This window comes from Streptococcus sanguinis (genome assembly GCF_013343115.1).
In the GTDB taxonomy this organism is placed as follows: Bacteria; Bacillota; Bacilli; order Lactobacillales; family Streptococcaceae; genus Streptococcus; species Streptococcus sanguinis_H.
Map to the genome: position 1 here is coordinate 851,930 of NZ_CP054570.1, position 15,873 is coordinate 867,802.

Annotated in this window: 14 protein-coding genes; 12 read left to right on the top strand and 2 right to left on the bottom strand. The window is 39.3% G+C overall.

The window, feature by feature from the left end:
• The first annotated feature begins 211 nt into the window (after nt 1-211).
• From cas9 (FOC72_RS11555) to csn2, 5 genes are read left to right on the top strand one after another with little or no spacing between them, the layout of a single operon-like run.
• Nucleotides 212-988 (top strand): type II CRISPR RNA-guided endonuclease Cas9, encoded by a 777-nt coding sequence (cas9, locus tag FOC72_RS11555; protein WP_002895383.1) that lies wholly within the window; start codon nt 212-214, stop codon nt 986-988.
• Nucleotides 973-4,476, top strand: coding sequence for a type II CRISPR RNA-guided endonuclease Cas9 (gene cas9 / locus FOC72_RS04235; RefSeq protein WP_002895385.1), 3,504 nt, complete (start codon nt 973-975; stop codon nt 4,474-4,476). Before cas9 (FOC72_RS11555) ends, cas9 (FOC72_RS04235) begins: the two co-directional genes overlap by 16 nt.
• On the top strand, nt 4,476-5,342 hold the full coding sequence (gene cas1 / locus FOC72_RS04240; protein ID WP_002895387.1) for a type II CRISPR-associated endonuclease Cas1: 867 nt from the start codon (nt 4,476-4,478) through the stop codon (nt 5,340-5,342). Before cas9 (FOC72_RS04235) ends, cas1 begins: the two co-directional genes overlap by 1 nt.
• Entirely contained in the window at nt 5,339-5,683 is a 345-nt protein-coding gene (gene cas2, locus FOC72_RS04245; RefSeq protein ID WP_002895389.1) for a CRISPR-associated endonuclease Cas2, read from the top strand. Before cas1 ends, cas2 begins: the two co-directional genes overlap by 4 nt.
• Nucleotides 5,673-6,335 (top strand): type II-A CRISPR-associated protein Csn2, encoded by a 663-nt coding sequence (csn2, locus tag FOC72_RS04250; RefSeq protein ID WP_002895391.1) that lies wholly within the window; start codon nt 5,673-5,675, stop codon nt 6,333-6,335. The genes cas2 and csn2 overlap by 11 nt, the downstream gene beginning before the upstream one ends.
• Before the next feature lie 424 nt (nt 6,336-6,759).
• Here the strand turns inward: csn2 and mnmE are convergent, their stop codons facing one another.
• On the bottom strand, nt 6,760-8,133 hold the full coding sequence (gene mnmE / locus FOC72_RS04255) for a tRNA uridine-5-carboxymethylaminomethyl(34) synthesis GTPase MnmE (protein ID WP_002895393.1): 1,374 nt from the start codon (nt 8,131-8,133) through the stop codon (nt 6,760-6,762).
• Nucleotides 8,134-8,309: 176 nt separating this feature from the next.
• On the opposite strand from mnmE, the gene rpiA reads away from it, so the two are divergent.
• From rpiA to FOC72_RS04290, 7 genes are all read left to right on the top strand, one after another.
• Nucleotides 8,310-8,987 carry a ribose-5-phosphate isomerase RpiA gene (gene rpiA / locus FOC72_RS04260; RefSeq protein ID WP_002895395.1) on the top strand — a complete coding sequence of 226 codons (678 nt, stop codon included), beginning with the start codon at nt 8,310-8,312 and terminating at the stop codon, nt 8,985-8,987.
• A gap of 13 nt (nt 8,988-9,000) precedes the next feature.
• A complete protein-coding gene (locus tag FOC72_RS04265; RefSeq protein WP_002895396.1) occupies nt 9,001-10,212 on the top strand; it encodes a phosphopentomutase in 1,212 nt (403 codons plus the stop codon).
• A 29-nt stretch (nt 10,213-10,241) separates the two neighbouring features.
• Nucleotides 10,242-11,054 (top strand): purine-nucleoside phosphorylase, encoded by an 813-nt coding sequence (locus tag FOC72_RS04270; protein ID WP_002895398.1) that lies wholly within the window; start codon nt 10,242-10,244, stop codon nt 11,052-11,054.
• Nucleotides 11,055-11,056: 2 nt separating this feature from the next.
• Nucleotides 11,057-12,340 (top strand): chloride channel protein, encoded by a 1,284-nt coding sequence (locus FOC72_RS04275; protein WP_002895399.1) that lies wholly within the window; start codon nt 11,057-11,059, stop codon nt 12,338-12,340.
• A 290-nt stretch (nt 12,341-12,630) separates the two neighbouring features.
• Nucleotides 12,631-13,344, top strand: coding sequence for a purine-nucleoside phosphorylase (gene deoD / locus FOC72_RS04280; RefSeq protein WP_002895400.1), 714 nt, complete (start codon nt 12,631-12,633; stop codon nt 13,342-13,344).
• Nucleotides 13,341-14,102: a Gbs1250 family HEPN protein gene (locus FOC72_RS04285; protein WP_002895401.1), complete on the top strand. Its 762-nt coding sequence runs from the start codon at nt 13,341-13,343 to the stop codon at nt 14,100-14,102. Before deoD ends, FOC72_RS04285 begins: the two co-directional genes overlap by 4 nt.
• A gap of 11 nt (nt 14,103-14,113) precedes the next feature.
• A complete protein-coding gene (locus FOC72_RS04290; RefSeq protein WP_002895402.1) occupies nt 14,114-14,845 on the top strand; it encodes an NAD-dependent protein deacylase in 732 nt (243 codons plus the stop codon).
• Nucleotides 14,846-14,886: 41 nt separating this feature from the next.
• Here FOC72_RS04290 and FOC72_RS04295 read toward each other — a convergent pair whose 3' ends face one another.
• Complete coding sequence (locus FOC72_RS04295) at nt 14,887-15,795, bottom strand: LysR family transcriptional regulator (RefSeq protein ID WP_002895403.1); 909 nt, start codon at nt 15,793-15,795, stop codon at nt 14,887-14,889.
• Between the last annotated feature and the right edge of the window lie 78 nt (nt 15,796-15,873).

The window sequence follows — 15,873 nt, forward strand, 5'->3', positions numbered from 1 at the left end:
AGCGCTCTAAAATAAATTGTTTTTTTAGGAAAATAGGAGTACAATAAGTTAGTGTAGTAATTAAAAAAGCACCGAATCGGTGCGCATCATTGATTATGGATAACCATATTTTAACTCAAAAGAAAAATCTTTTGGCTGTGTTGTTTCGAATAGTTCCAACATAGTTATTATACAAAAAATAAAATCGAAAATCAAGACAAGGAGTAGTTTTATGGCAAACTTTAATAAGAATTATTCAATCGGCTTAGATATAGGCGTATCTTCTGTTGGATACGCCGTTGTGACTGAAGATTATCGAGTACCTGCTTTTAGATTTAAAGTTTTAGGTAATACAGAAAAAGAAAAAATAAAGAAGAATTTAATAGGATCTACCACCTTTGTGCCCGCCCAATCAGCTCAAGGAACTCGGGTATTTCGTATCAATCGCAGAAGGATTGAAAGAAGAAATAACAGAATCATGTATCTAAGAGATATTTTTCGTAATGAAATAGAGAAGGTAGACAAAAATTTCTATCGTAGACTAGATGAAAGTTTTAGAGTGCTTGGTGATAAGAGTGAGGACATACAGATAAAACAGCCATTTTTTGGTAATAAAGAATTGGAAACAGCCTATCACAAGAAGTACCCTACAATTTACCATTTACGAAAACACTTAGCAGATGCAGATGTAAATTCGGTTGTAGCTGATATCCGCGAAATTTATTTGGCTTTATCTCACATTTTGAAGTATAGAGGGCACTTTTTAACGTTAGGTGACATTGACCCTAACAATATCAATATGCAAAACTCTTGGATTGACTTCATTGAATCATGTCAAGATGTTTTTGATTTGGAAGTCTCTGATGAATCTAAAACTATAGCAGATATCTTTAAATCAAGTGATAACAGACAAGAAAAAATAAAAACAATACTTTACTATTTCCCAAAAGAGTTTGAAAAAAGGATAAAAGTGTTTTTAAACAACTATTACAGTTGCTATTTGGTTTAAAAACAAAATTTAAAGATTGTTTTGAATTAGAAGAAGAACCTGATCTTAATTTCTCCAAAGAAAACTATGATGATAATCTAGAAAAACTTCTTGGGGAATTAGGAGAAGACTTTTCCGACGTATTTGATAAACTAAAAATTTTACGTGATACTATCCTTTTATCTGGAATGCTAACATACACTGGAGCAACTCATGCTCGCTTTTCTGCTACTATGGTCGAGCGATATGAGGAACATCGCAAAGATTTGCAACGCTTCAAATCTTTTATTAAACAAAATTTATCTGAGCAAGATTATTTAGATATTTTTGGCAGAAAAACGCAAAATGGTTTTGATGTAGATAAGGAAACAAAAGGATATGTTGGATATATAACCAACAAGATGGTGTTAACTAATCCACAGAAACAAAAAACAATACAACAAAATTTTTATGATTATATTAGTGGAAAAATAACAGGTATCGAAGGATCAGAATATTTTCTTAATAAAATATCAGATAGAACATTTTTAAGAAAACTTCGTACATCTGACAATGGAGCTATTCCTAATCAAATTCATGCTTATGAACTAGAAAAGATAATCGAAAGACAAGGGAAAGATTATCCTTTTCTACTAGAAAACAAAGATAAATTACTATCTATCTTGACATTTAAAATTCCTTATTATGTTGGTCCGTTAGCAAAAGGAAATAATAGTAGATTTGCTTGGATTAAACGAGCGAATAGCTCAGATATTTTAGATGATAATGATGAAGATACTAGAAATGGCAAAATACGTCCGTGGAACTATCATAAACTGATAAATATGGATGAAACTAGAGATGCCTTCATAACCAATTTAATAGGAAATGATACTATTCTCTTAAATGAAAAAGTTTTACCAAAACGTAGTTTGATTTATGAAGAAGTCATGCTGCAAAATGAATTAACTAGGGTCAAGTATAAAGATAAATATGGAAAAGCTCACTTTTTTGATTCAGAACACCGACAAAATATAATCAACGGTTTATTTAAAATTAATAGTAAACGTGTAAATGCTGAAAGGCTTATTAAATACCTATCAGATAATCACAAAGATTTAAATGCTATTGAAATTGTTTCTGGAGTTGAAAAAGGAAAATCTTTTAATTCCACATTAAAAACATATAATGATTTCAAAACTATTTTTTCAGAAGAATTTCTAGATTCTGAAATCTATCAAAAAGAGTTAGAGGAGATTATCAAGGTTATTACTGTTTTTGATGATAAAAAATCTATTAAAAACTACCTTACAAAATATTTTGGACATCTTGAATTTTTAGATGAAGAGAAAATTAATCAACTCTCAAAATTGCGCTATACAGGTTGGGGACGTTATTCTGCGAAGTTATTATTAGATATTCGTGATGAGGATACGGGTTTTAATCTATTGCAATTCCTTCGAAACGATGAAGAAAATCGTAATTTAACTAACCTCATTTCTGATAACACCTTATCTTTTGATCCTAAGATTAAAGCCATTCAATCTAAATCAACTGTTGAAGATGATGTTTTTGACGAAATTAAAAAATTGGCTGGTAGCCCAGCTATCAAACGAGGAATTTTAAATAGTATTAAAATTGTTGATGAACTGGTTCAGATTATAGGATATCCACCCCAAAATATCGTCATTGAAATGGCTCGTGAAAATATGACCACCGAAGAGGGGCAAAAAAAGACAAAAACTCGTAAATCTAAATTAGAATCTGCACTAAAAAATATTGAAAATAGTGTATTAGAAAATGGAAAAGTTCTTCATTCAGATGAACAACTACAATCTGAGAAATTATATTTATACTATCTTCAAAATGGGAAGGATATTTACTCCTTAGATGAAACAGGAAGTCCTGCCCCCATATACCTAGACCAGCTAGATCAATACGAAGTCGATCATATTATTCCCTATAGTTTTTTACCAATTGATTCAATAGATAATAAAGTATTAACGCATAGGAAAAATAATCAAAGAAAGTTGGATAATATACCGGACAAAGAGACAGTTGCTCATATGAAACCTTTCTGGGAGGCATTATATAATGCCAAGCTAATTTCTCAAACGAAATATCAAAGATTAACTACTAGCGAACGAACTCCCGATGGTGTTCTGACCGAGAGCATGAAAGCCGGTTTTATTGAACGTCAATTAGTCGAAACACGACAAATTATAAAGCATGTTGCTCGCATACTAGACAATCGTTTTTCAGACACCAAAATCATTACTTTAAAATCTCAACTAGTTACCAATTTTAGAAACACCTTTCATATTGCCAAAATACGTGAACTGAATGATTATCACCATGCTCACGATGCTTATCTAGCTGTTGTTGTAGGACAAACTCTTCTTAAAGCCTATCCCAAATTAGCTCCTGAGTTGATATATGGCCACCATGTTCACTTTAATCGGCACGAGGAGAATAAAGCAACGTTAAGAAAGCATCTCTATTCTAACATCATGAGATTCTTTAATAATCCAGATTCCAAAGTTAGTAAAGATATTTGGGATTGTAATAGGGATTTACCGATTATAAAACATGTCATCTACAACTCTCAAATCAACTTTGTCAAACGAACAATGATTAAAAAAGGAGCATTTTATAATCAAAATCCTGTTGGAAAATTTAATAAACAACTTGCTGCAAATAATCGCTATCCACTAAAAACAAAAGCTTTATGTTTAGATACCTCTATATATGGAGGTTATGGACCAATGAATTCTACCTTATCTATTATCATAATCGCAGAACGGTTTAATGAAAAGAAAGGAAAGATAGAAACTGTAAAAGAATTCCATGACATTTTTATCATAGATTATGAAAAATTTAATAATAATCCATTTCAATTCTTAAATGACACTTCAGAAAATGGTTTTCTTAAAAAGAATAATATAAATCGTGTTCTAGGCTTCTATAGAATTCCAAAATATTCACTAATGCAGAAAATTGATGGAACAAGGATGCTATTTGAAAGCAAGTTAAACCTTCATAAAGCTACCCAATTTAAATTAACAAAAACTCAAAATGAATTATTTTTCCATATGAAAAGACTTTTGACTAATTCGAATTTGATGGATTTAAAATCTGAAAGTGCAATAAAGGAAAGTCAAAATTTCATACTTAAACACAAGGAAGAATTTGATAATATTTCGAACCAGCTATCAGCTTTTTCGCAAAAAATGTTGGGTAACACTACATCGTTAAAAAATCTTATAAAAGGATATAATGAGAGAAAGATTAAAGAAATTGATATCAGAGAGGAAACCATCAAATATTTTTATGATAATTTTATAAAAATGTTTAGCTTTGTCAAAAGTGGTGCCCCAAAAGATATAAATGATTTCTTTGATAATAAGTATACAGTCGCAAGGATGCGTCCTAAACCAGACAAAAGATTGCTCAACGCCACCCTTATCCACCAATCAATCACTGGTCTCTATGAGACTCGGATTGACTTAAGCAAACTGGGAGAAGACTAATGGGATGGAGAACAGTTGTAGTCAGTACACACTCTAAGCTCTCCTACAAGAACAACCACTTGATTTTTAAAGATACCTCTCGGACAGAGTTGATTCATCTGTCCGAGGTGGACATCCTGCTTTTGGAGACGACAGATATCGTTCTCTCCACTATGCTAATTAAACGCTTGGTGGATGAAAATATTCTGGTCATCTTTTGTGATGATAAACGCTTGCCAACTGCATACTTGATGCCCTACTACGGTCGGCACGATTCCAGTTTGCAACTCTCTCGGCAAATTGCTTGGAATGAAGATGTAAAGGCAGAAATCTGGACAACCATCATTGCACAAAAGATTGTAAATCAAGCGCTTTACCTGGGGAGTTGTGGTTTTCTGGAAAAGAGCCAGTCCGTCATCGATCTCTATCATGGTTTGGATTTATTTGATCCTAGTAACCGTGAGGGACATGCAGCTCGTATTTATTTCAACACCTTGTTTGGGAATGATTTTAGTCGTGAGCAAGATAATGATGTCAATGCCGCCTTGGACTACGGCTATACCTTGATTTTGAGTATGTTTGCGCGTGAGATTGTGTTGTCCGGCTGCATGACTCAGTTTGGCTTGAAACATGTCAATCAATTTAATCAATTCAACCTAGCTAGTGATATTATGGAGCCTTTCCGTCCGATTATTGACAGAATTGTCTATGAAAACCGAAACAGTTCTTTTGTTAAAATCAAACGAGAACTTTTCACTATTTTCTCAGACACCTTCCACTACAATGGAAAGGATATGTATCTGACTAATATCGTCAGTGACTATACTAAGAAAGTCATCCAAGCTCTCAATCAACCAGAGAAAGGAGTTCCTGAGTTTAGGATATGAGTTATCGATATATGCGTATGATTTTAATGTTTGATATGCCGGTTGATACCGCAGAGGAACGCAAGGCCTATCGGAAATTTCGCAAGTTCCTCATAGATGAGGGATTTATCATGCACCAATTCTCCATCTATAGCAAGCTCTTGCTCAATAACTCTGCTAATAATGCCATGATTGAACGCCTTAAGACGCACAATCCTAAAAAAGGAAACATTACACTCTTAACCGTTACAGAAAAGCAGTTTTCTCGCATGATTTACTTAAATGGCGAGCGAAATACCAGCGTAGCAAACTCCGACGCACGTTTAGTTTTTCTAGGAGAGGAGCCTAGAGATGAAGATTAATTTCCCATTATTGGATGAACCATTAGCTATTGAAAATGCAACTTTTTTAGTGTTGGAAGACCAATTTACCTTTTCAACTATCGTCAAGCAGTTCTACCAATATACTGATGATGGGGAGTTGAAGTTGTTTGATAGAAATCTAAAATCTCTGAAAGAGACTGAATTACTAGTGATAACGGATGTCTTAGGATACAATCTCAACTCACCTGCCATGCTCAAGCTGATACATGCTGATTTAGAAAATCAACTCAATGACAAGCCAGAAGTCAAGTCCATGATTGAAAAGTTGGTAGCTACGATTACAGAATTGTTAGCATTTGAGTGTTTAGAAAACGAGTTAGACCTAGAGTATGATGAAATTACCATTCTAGAGTTAATCGATGCACTTGGTGTCAAAGTCGAAACCTTGAGTGATACACCTTTTGAAAAGATGCTAGAAATTGTCCAAGTTTTTAAATATCTTTCTAAAAAGAAACTCCTTGTTTTCATCAATGCATCTGCCTATCTATCAAAGGATGAGTTAGTAAATCTGATAGAGTATATCCAACTCAATCAACTAAGGGTTTTATTTGTTGAACCTCGAAAAGTCTATGATTTTCCGCAGTATGTTCTGGATCAGGACTATTTCTTGAACCCTGAAAATATGGTATAATAAGAGTAACAATGGAATCAGACGAACTGAAGTCTGGCTGGGACGAATGGCGCGATTACGAAATTTCGTGAGAAAAATTTTTCTACGAGGTTTTAGAGCTGTGTTGTTTCGAATGGTTCCAAAACTTATAATTCTTTTCTATCTCTTGCTGCAAAGTTTTAGAGCTGTGTTGTTTCGAATGGTTCCAAAACGGAGATCATATCTTACCTCAATCAGAAACTGTTTTAGAGCTGTGTTGTTTCGAATGGTTCCAAAACAGATACATGCAATATGTATCAAAGAGATAAGTTTTAGAGCTGTGTTGTTTCGAATGGTTCCAAAACTCGTCACTAGTAGTGATGATGCAGATTACAGTTTTAGAGCTGTGTTGTTTTGTTTTTATTCATCATAAAAAGGACTGAATAAAACAGTCCTTTTTGTTTCTCTATTTCCCCAAGCAAAATTGGCTGAAGAGTTGGGTGATGAGTTCGTCTGGTGCGGCGTCACCAGTGATTTCACCGAGGATTTCCCAAGTGCGAGTCATATCGACTTGGAGAAGGTCAACCGGCATACCCATTTCCAAGCCTTGGTTGACGGCTTGCAGGCTTTCTAGGGCTTTTTCAATTAAGGAGATATGGCGGGCATTTGACAGGTAGGTGGCGTCTTGCTCGACAATACCAGCATTTTCAAAGAAGAGCTGATTGATGCGTTCTTCAATTTTATCGATATTTTGATTGTGAAGGACAGAAATCTTGATGACATCAGTTGGCAGCTGGTCCAGCTCAATCTTTTCTTCAAGGTCGGTCTTGTTAAGCAGGACGATGCGATTGCTGACTTGGCTGATTTCCAGCAATTGTCTGTCCTGATCCGTCAGAGGCTCGCTGGCATTGAGAACTAAGAGGACCAAGTCGGCTTCCTGCAGGGCTTTTTTAGAGCGCTCAACTCCAATCTGTTCTACAAGGTCATCGGTTTCCCGAATGCCTGCGGTATCGATGAGCTTGAGCGGCACACCCTTGATGTTGACATACTCCTCGATCACATCACGAGTCGTCCCCTCGATATCAGTCACAATGGCCTTGTCCTCGCGCAGTAGATTGTTGAGCAGACTGGACTTGCCAACATTAGGCCGGCCGATGATAGCAGTGGAAATGCCTTCGCGTAAAATCTTACCTCGTCGTGCAGTATTGAGAAGGTTGCTCAGCAGAGTCTCGAATTCAGCTGTTTTTTCTCGCATAAGCTGGGTCGTCATCTCTTCCACGTCGTCGTACTCGGGATAGTCAATATTGACCTCGACCTGAGCCAGTGTGTTGAGAATTTCCTGACGAGTATTGTTGATAAGGTTGGAGAGAGAGCCATCCAGCTGCTTGACAGCATTGTTCATAGCCTTATCAGTCTTGGCGCGGATGATGTCCATGACAGCCTCAGCCTGAGTCAAATCCACGCGCCCATTGAGAAAGGCCCGCTTGGTAAACTCGCCAGGCTCAGCCATTCTAGCGCCCTCGCGGATAGCCAGCTGTAGGATTTCATTAGTGACCGCAATTCCACCGTGGGTGTTAATCTCGATGATATCCTCGCGCGTGAAGGTCTTGGGAGAGCGCATAGCACCAAGCATAACCTCGTCCAGAATTTCCTGATTTTGAGGGTCAACGATATGGCCGTAATTGAGCGTGTGGCTTTCCACTTTGCTTAGATTTTTGCCTTTGAAGATTTTTTGGGCAATAGCAAAGCTGTCAGTTCCGCTTAGTCTAACGATACCGATGGCTCCTTCGCCAAGAGGTGTAGAAATCGCAGCGATTGTATCAAATTCTCTGGTAATCATATTGCATTTTTCCTTGTGTTTAAAATCAATTACTCTAATTGTAACGCAAAAATCAAGGAGGAGCAAGGCTTTCGATTATCAAGCCAAAGGAATGAAATTTAAGTCTGGTAAAGAAAACACTTTCATGTTAGTGAGAATCATGATATAATAAAAGTAGTGTGATTTGAGGAGGTTCTATGGAAAATCTAAAGAAACTGGCAGGAATCAAGGCTGCTGAATTTGTCCAAAGCGGGATGATAGTTGGTCTCGGGACGGGTTCGACCGCTTATTATTTTGTCGAAGAGATTGGCCGTCGTATAAAAGAAGAAGGACTGAAGATTACAGCTGTGACGACTTCCAGTGTCACTAGCAAACAGGCGGAAGGATTAGGTATTCCGCTCAAATCTATCGACGATGTGGATCAGGTGGATGTCACTGTTGATGGTGCTGATGAGGTTGATTCAGCTTTTAACGGTATCAAGGGCGGTGGCGGCGCACTTCTCATGGAGAAAGTCGTAGCGGTACCTACCAAGCACTATATCTGGGTGGTCGATGAGAGCAAGATGGTAGAGAAGCTAGGCGCCTTCAAACTACCAGTAGAAGTTGTTCAGTATGGTGCTGAACAGCTCTTTCGTCGCTTTGAGCGTGCTGGATATAAGCCAGCCTTTCGTGAGAAAGATGGCCAGCGCTTTGTCACAGACATGCAGAATTTCATTATTGACTTAGATTTAGGTGTGATTGAAAATCCAGTTGAGTTTGCACAAGAACTTGATCATGTTGTGGGAGTAGTGGAGCATGGATTGTTTAATCAAATGGTAGACAAGGTCATTGTTGCTGGAAAATCGGGTCTCCAAGTTTTAGAGGCCAATAAATAGAAAGAGGTATTTTATGCCAAAATTTAATCGTATTCACTTGGTAGTCATGGACTCAGTTGGTATCGGTGCTGCACCAGATGCCAATAACTTTGTCAATGCAGGGGTACCAGATGGTGCTTCAGATACTCTGGGACATATTTCCAAAACGGTAGGACTGAATGTACCAAACATGGCTAAGATTGGTCTGGGAAATATTGAGCGTCCTGCTCCTTTGAAGACAGTTCCTCAAGAAGAAAATCCTAGCGGCTACTATACCAAGCTGGAGGAAGTATCGCTTGGAAAAGACACGATGACAGGCCACTGGGAAATCATGGGTCTCAATATTACTGAGCCTTTTGATACTTTTTGGAATGGCTTCCCAGAAGAAATCCTGACTCAGATTGAAGAGTTTTCTGGTCGCAAGGTCATTCGTGAGGCTAACAAGCCATACTCTGGTACAGCAGTTATTGATGACTTTGGCCCTCGTCAGATGGAAACAGGCGAGCTGATTATCTACACCTCTGCTGACCCGGTATTGCAAATTGCGGCACACGAAGAAGTGATTCCTTTGGAAGAGCTTTATCGTATTTGTGAATTCGCCCGCTCTATTACCTTGGAACGGCCTGCGCTTCTGGGACGTATCATTGCTCGTCCTTATGTAGGTGAGCCAGGCAACTTCACTCGTACAGCCAACCGTCACGACTATGCCGTATCTCCGTTCAATCCAACTGTACTTGACAAGCTCAATGAAGCCGGAATTGATACTTATTCTGTTGGTAAGATTAACGACATCTTCAACGGCGCTGGAATCAACCATGACATGGGACATAATAAGTCTAACAATCATGGTGTGGATACTTTGGTCAAAGCTCTGAAAGACGAGAATTTCAAAGAAGGCTTCTCATTCACTAACCTAGTAGACTTTGATGCTCTTTATGGTCACCGCCGTGATCCACATGGCTACCGTGATTGTTTGGAAGAGTTTGATGCACGCATCCCAGAAATCATTGAAAACATGCGTGAAGATGATTTGCTCATGATTACTGCTGACCATGGTAATGACCCAACCTATGCTGGAACCGACCATACTCGTGAATACATTCCGCTTTTGGTCTTCGGAAAATCGCTGAGCGGTCATGGACATATTCCTGTCGGACACTTTGCGGATATCTCAGCTACTATTGCTGAAAACTTCGGAGTGGACAAGGCGATGATTGGCGAAAGCTTCTTGGATAAATTGGTATAAGCATAATAGGAGAGTGAGGAAAATATTTTATGACAAGCTTATCAGAAAAAATCAAAGCAACAGCAGCCTTCTTAAAAGAAAAAGGTATGACAGAACCTGAATTTGGTCTGATTTTGGGATCTGGTTTGGGAGAATTGGCTTCTGAAATCAAAAATGCTGTTAGTCTTGACTATGCGGATATTCCAAACTGGGGTCGCTCAACTGTTGTTGGTCACGCTGGTAAATTAGTCTATGGAGACTTGGCAGGACGTAAAGTCTTGGCGCTGCAAGGCCGTTTCCATTTCTATGAAGGAAATCCGTTAGACATCGTTACTTTCCCAGTGCGTGTGATGAAGGCTCTTGGTGCGACAGGTGTCATTGTGACCAATGCTGCTGGCGGTATTGGCTATGGCCCTGGTACACTGATGGCCATCACTGACCACATCAATATGACTGGTCAAAATCCTTTGATCGGTGAAAACTTGGATGAATTTGGTCCGCGTTTCCCTGATATGTCTAAATCTTACACTCCAGAATACCGTGCCACCGCTCATAAAGTTGCTGATAAGCTCGACATCAAGCTGGATGAGGGTGTTTATATCGGTGTAACTGGACCAACTTATGAAACACCTGCTGAAATTCGTGCTTACAAGAGTTTGGGTGCAGATGCAGTCGGCATGTCTACTGTTCCTGAAGTGATTGTAGCAGCACATTCTGGTTTGAAAGTCCTTGGAATTTCATGCATTACAAACTTTGCTGCTGGTTTCCAAGAAGAGCTTAATCATGAGGAAGTGGTTGAAGTAACAGAACGTGTCAAGGGTGATTTCAAACGACTTCTTAAAGAAACTCTTGCTGAATTGTAATCATGTTAATAGAATTGAGGAGAATTTTTCGAAAAATCCCTTATAATTTTAGATTATTCATAGCAGTAATTCTACAAGGAATAGTTTCGGGTTTATCTGGTATATTTCTCCATTATCTTTTAGAGATGGCGGAAGGGCTAGCTTTTGGTCAGTCAGAGCATCATAATGGATTTTTGACAGATGGAGTTTCCTCCTCACGGATAGGACTAAGTTTAATAATCGTGGGTCTTAGCTCGTCCTTAGTCTGGTACTTCTTGCAAAAAAGGTCGAAGATTTATTCCATCAAAGCTCAGATGAAGGATGAGACTTCACAATACAAGCTTCATTTTTTAAAACAGCTATTTCATTCAATTTGGCAGATTATTGCAGTTGGAGGGGGAGCACCTATTGGCAAAGAAGCTGCACCACGAGAGATTGGAGCCCTATTTGCAGGTCCAATTGGAAAAATATGTATACTGTCTATGAAGGATCGTATCTTTCTCCTTGCTTGTGGTGCTGGTGCTGGTTTAGCAGCTGTCTATCAGGTTCCATTAACAAGTGTTTTCTTCGTTTTTGAGACTCTAGGAATTTCTTTATCTATCAAGCGATTTGTCTTAGTCGGTTTGACTACCTATGTGTCTACCTATATAGCAGGCTTGGTTATTTCAGATCATGCTCTTTACCAGCATCCAGCTATCACATGGTCATTAAAGGAAGTGTGGATTGTCCCTTTATTACTTCTTTTCTTAACTCCCCTAGCTTGGCTTTTTGGTTGCTTAAGTAAAGAAGTGTCTTTAAACAAGATAAAAGATCAACGAATACTTCTCACTTTGCCCTCAGCTTTTCTGTTTCTTGTTGGTCTGGCAAGTTACTTTCCACATCTACTTGGCAATGGACGCATGATGGCTCAGGAAATTTTAAATGGTAGCGATGGTAAAACAGTGCTTCTCATGTTTTTCCTAAAAGCATTGGTCGTTCTTATTATCCTTTGGGCAGGGGCCTATGGTGGTACTCTTACGCCATCTTTTGCCTTGGGGATGGCTGGAGCTGCTCTCTTAGCCATGATTCTAGGTTTGGACAGCCAGTCAAGCATTTTGCTTTTGGGATCGGTTTGCTTTTTATCAGTGACCTTGAGGGCTCCCTGGTCTGCAACTGGATTAGTAATAGGTTTCACTGGGTTAGGTTTAGATTCTCTTCCGTATCTCTTAGTAACAGCTTTCCTAGCTTATGGTTTTGCAAAAGTGTTAGACCGCTTTCCTTGGGCTAGTATACTGTGTAAGATGTCAAAGAATAAAGTAATTAGGTAGGAAATGCCCGTTTCTTCTAACCAAGGATTTATCTTAAAAGATTAAAAACTATTGTCAGTTTATCAATAACTGTTTGAAATAAAAATGAAGTAGGATTATCGGAGTCATGATTGAATACGATTTTTCCTAGCTATGAAATATAAAAATAAAAAAAGAAAGGTAGAGTGAAGTGTTCAGATTTGAACACGAGCGGAAAACTCGGAAAATAAATAATCTGACTGAGAAATCAGGATTTCTCGTCAGATTCCTAATTTTCAGTCGTTTTCTTGTCGCTCTTTGTATCATAAATTATGTCTATTCATATTGCTGCTAAACAAGGCGAGATTGCTGATAAAATCCTTCTTCCAGGTGATCCACTTCGGGCTAAGTTTATTGCGGAGAATTTCCTTGAGGATGCTGTTTGCTTCAATGAAGTCCGTAATATGTTCGGCTACACTGGTACTTACAAAGGGCACCGTGTATCTGTTATGGGGACTGGAATGGGAATGCCCTCAATCTCTATCTATGCGCGTGAGTTGATTGTTGACTACGGTGTGAAAAAGCTAATCCGTGTCGGAACTGCTGGCTCGCTGAATGCTGATGTCCATGTCCGTGAATTAGTACTGGCGCAGGCGGCTGCAACTAACTCCAACATTATCCGCAATGACTGGCCACAGTATGATTTTCCACAAATCGCTAGCTTTGATTTACTAGATAAGGCCTATCATATCGCCAAAGATCTCGGTATGACAACCCATGTTGGGAATGTTTTGTCGTCAGATGTCTTTTACTCAAATTACTTTGAAAAGAACATCGAGCTTGGTAAGTGGGGAGTCAAAGCTGTGGAGATGGAAGCGGCAGCTCTGTACTACTTGGCTGCTCAGCACCATGTAGATGCTCTGGCAATTATGACTATTTCTGACAGCTTGGTCAATCCTGAAGAGGATACAACAGCTGAAGAACGTCAGAATACCTTTACCGACATGATGAAGGTTGGTTTGGAAACCTTGATTGCAGAAGCATGAAAGTAGATGTCAAAGAAGCCATTCTCTTTGCTATTTCCCGCTATGACTATGCTTATGCCCATAAACTAGCTGAGCGAGCAGGAAGCAGTGCCCAGTCTGACTTGGTCCGTCTTCTTGAGGCTTTAGCGGAGCGAAGAGAGCTCAACATCCAATCTATGATGAATCTAAAGTTGGAAATCACCGGGGCTAACCTAGCTGATTTTCAGCTTTTTTGCCATGAAAATGAAGCGGATGAGCAGTTGGTCAATTACCTGTATGATCTGGAAGCCAAGCTGAGAAATGAGCAGCTGATTGACTTTATCCGAGCAGTCAGTCCGGCTATTTATCGGATTTTTATGCGGCTGATTCGCATGCAAATACCAGATATTGACAGCTATATTCATAATTCTCGAGGGGCTAGTTACGACCGATGGAAGTTTGAAAAGATGCGACATTCAGATAATCCTGATCTGCAAAATTTTCATGCAGAAAGCACGGTTAATTCTTCTAGTTTGACGGAGCTGATTTTGCAGTTGAATTTGTCTGAATCTGTCAAAGAGTCGGCACAGCAGCTAAGAGAGTTAGAAAAGTCAGTCCGTAATCCACTGGCTCATCTTATCATGCCTTTTGATGAGGAAGAATTGCACAGGACGACAGGTTTCTCATCTCAGCACTTTATGGAGCTTCTGATTGATTTGGCGCAGGAGACAGGCATTGTCTACCAGAGGAAACCTTTTTACTTCGACCGAGCGAATGCGGTCATAGAAAGTCTCTTATAAGGAGTAGCAGGATGGATAAGATTGCAAGGCTGCAAGAATTAATAGACCAAAGTCAAAATATCGTCTTTTTCGGTGGGGCGGGTGTTTCGACGGAGTCCAATATTCCGGACTTCCGCAGTTCAGATGGGATATACAGCGTCAAGCTGGGACGGCATTTTACAGCAGAGCAGCTGGTTTCTCACACTATGTTTGAGCGCTATCCGCAGGAGTTTTTTGACTTTTACAAGAAGTATCTGCTTTATCCGGATGCTAAGCCCAATGCTGCTCATGTCTACTTGGCAGACTTGGAGAAGACGAGCAAGCTCAAGGCTGTGGTGACTCAAAATATCGATAGCTTGCATGAAATGGCCGGTTCGAAAAAGGTTCTCAAGCTTCATGGCAGTGCGGATAGAAATGACTGTCTGAATTGTCAGCGATTCTATGATTTGGCCGGTTTTTTAGCTTTGAAGGGTACCGTTCCTCACTGTCTTGACTGTGGCGGTATTGTCAAGCCAGATGTGACTCTCTATGAAGAGCCGCTAGATATGGAAGTTTTCCAGCAGGCAGCTCAAGCTATCCAGAAAGCAGACTTGTTGATAATTGGCGGTACTTCTTTGGTCGTCTATCCTGCAGCCAGCCTCATCCAGTACTTTGCAGGAAAGCATCTGGTCGTCATCAACAAGACCAGTATTCCTCAAGACAGCCAGGCAGACTTAGTGATTGAGGGCAAGATTGGAGAAGTGTTGGGGAAGTTGAAACAATAGAAAAAACACCTGAGATAGCTTTTTCAGGTGTTTTTTGCAGTTTATTTATCAAATTGTACTTCCTCAATCAGATACTCAATAAAGCGTTCTCCCATTTTGGATAGGCTAGCCTTTTCGTGCTGGATGTAAACCAGTTCAATCGGATCATCAATGTCCAGTGGGATTGACACGATATTATCTCCGTTGAGGTTGCTGTTGAGGATACCGGTTGCAATCGTGTAGCCATCCAGACCGATCAAAAGGTTAAAGAGGGTCGCACGGTCGCTGACCACGATAGATTTTTTATGGTGTTCCTGAGAGAGAATTTCCTCAGAAAAGTAGAAAGAGTTGTGAGTCCCTTGGTCATAGCTGAGGTAGGGGAAGTTTTCTAAGTCAGATAATTGGACCAACTTTTTCTTGGCAAGTGGATTGGACTTGCTGACAAAGATATGGGGTTGAGCTGTGAAGAGATGAGTGGCAATCAAGTGATTGTCATCCAGCATCTTGGATAGGACATCGCGGTTGTAGCTATTGAGAAAGAGGACACCAATTTCGCTGCGGAAGTTTTTTACGTCGTCAATAATCTCCCAAGTCCGAGTTTCCCGCAAAAAGAGCTCGTATTTCTCCATATCGCTTTTTTTAAGTAGGGAAACAAAAGCATTGACCACAAAGGCATAGTGCTGAGCAGAAACGCTGAAAAGCTCACGGTGGGCGACAGGGTTTTTGTACCGCTCCTCTAGAAGCTGAGTCTGCTCAACAACCTGCCGGGCATAAGAAAGAAACTCCATGCCGTCCTTGGTCAAGGTAATTCCTTTTGGATTGCGAATGAAAATCTCGATGCCCATTTCATTTTCCAAATCCCTCACAGCATTAGACAAACTAGGCTGAGTAATGAAAAGCTGCTTGGCAGCTTCGTTCATACTGCCAGTCTCGACAATTTTGATAATATAGTGTAACTGTTGAATTCTCATAGGACTATTTTATCACAAACTGGGGATTTTTTCCCGGTAAATCAATGAAAGGTAGCATGTTTTTATAATTGAATTTAT

What these genes read in the sequence shown, in the direction of transcription:
- FOC72_RS04285 (WP_002895401.1), top strand. Translation starts at nt 13,341, where the DNA reads ATGAAAGTAGATGTCAAAGAAGCCATTCTCTTTGCTATTTCCCGCTAT.
- FOC72_RS04290 (WP_002895402.1), top strand. Translation starts at nt 14,114, where the DNA reads ATGGATAAGATTGCAAGGCTGCAAGAATTAATAGACCAAAGTCAAAAT.
- FOC72_RS04275 (WP_002895399.1), top strand. Translation starts at nt 11,057, where the DNA reads ATGTTAATAGAATTGAGGAGAATTTTTCGAAAAATCCCTTATAATTTT.
- deoD (WP_002895400.1), top strand. Translation starts at nt 12,631, where the DNA reads ATGTCTATTCATATTGCTGCTAAACAAGGCGAGATTGCTGATAAAATC.
- FOC72_RS04265 (WP_002895396.1), top strand. Translation starts at nt 9,001, where the DNA reads ATGCCAAAATTTAATCGTATTCACTTGGTAGTCATGGACTCAGTTGGT.
- csn2 (WP_002895391.1), top strand. Translation starts at nt 5,673, where the DNA reads ATGAAGATTAATTTCCCATTATTGGATGAACCATTAGCTATTGAAAAT.
- FOC72_RS04295 (WP_002895403.1), bottom strand. Translation starts at nt 15,795, where the DNA reads ATGAGAATTCAACAGTTACACTATATTATCAAAATTGTCGAGACTGGC.
- cas1 (WP_002895387.1), top strand. Translation starts at nt 4,476, where the DNA reads ATGGGATGGAGAACAGTTGTAGTCAGTACACACTCTAAGCTCTCCTAC.
- rpiA (WP_002895395.1), top strand. Translation starts at nt 8,310, where the DNA reads ATGGAAAATCTAAAGAAACTGGCAGGAATCAAGGCTGCTGAATTTGTC.
- cas9 (WP_002895383.1), top strand. Translation starts at nt 212, where the DNA reads ATGGCAAACTTTAATAAGAATTATTCAATCGGCTTAGATATAGGCGTA.
- FOC72_RS04270 (WP_002895398.1), top strand. Translation starts at nt 10,242, where the DNA reads ATGACAAGCTTATCAGAAAAAATCAAAGCAACAGCAGCCTTCTTAAAA.
- mnmE (WP_002895393.1), bottom strand. Translation starts at nt 8,133, where the DNA reads ATGATTACCAGAGAATTTGATACAATCGCTGCGATTTCTACACCTCTT.
- cas2 (WP_002895389.1), top strand. Translation starts at nt 5,339, where the DNA reads ATGAGTTATCGATATATGCGTATGATTTTAATGTTTGATATGCCGGTT.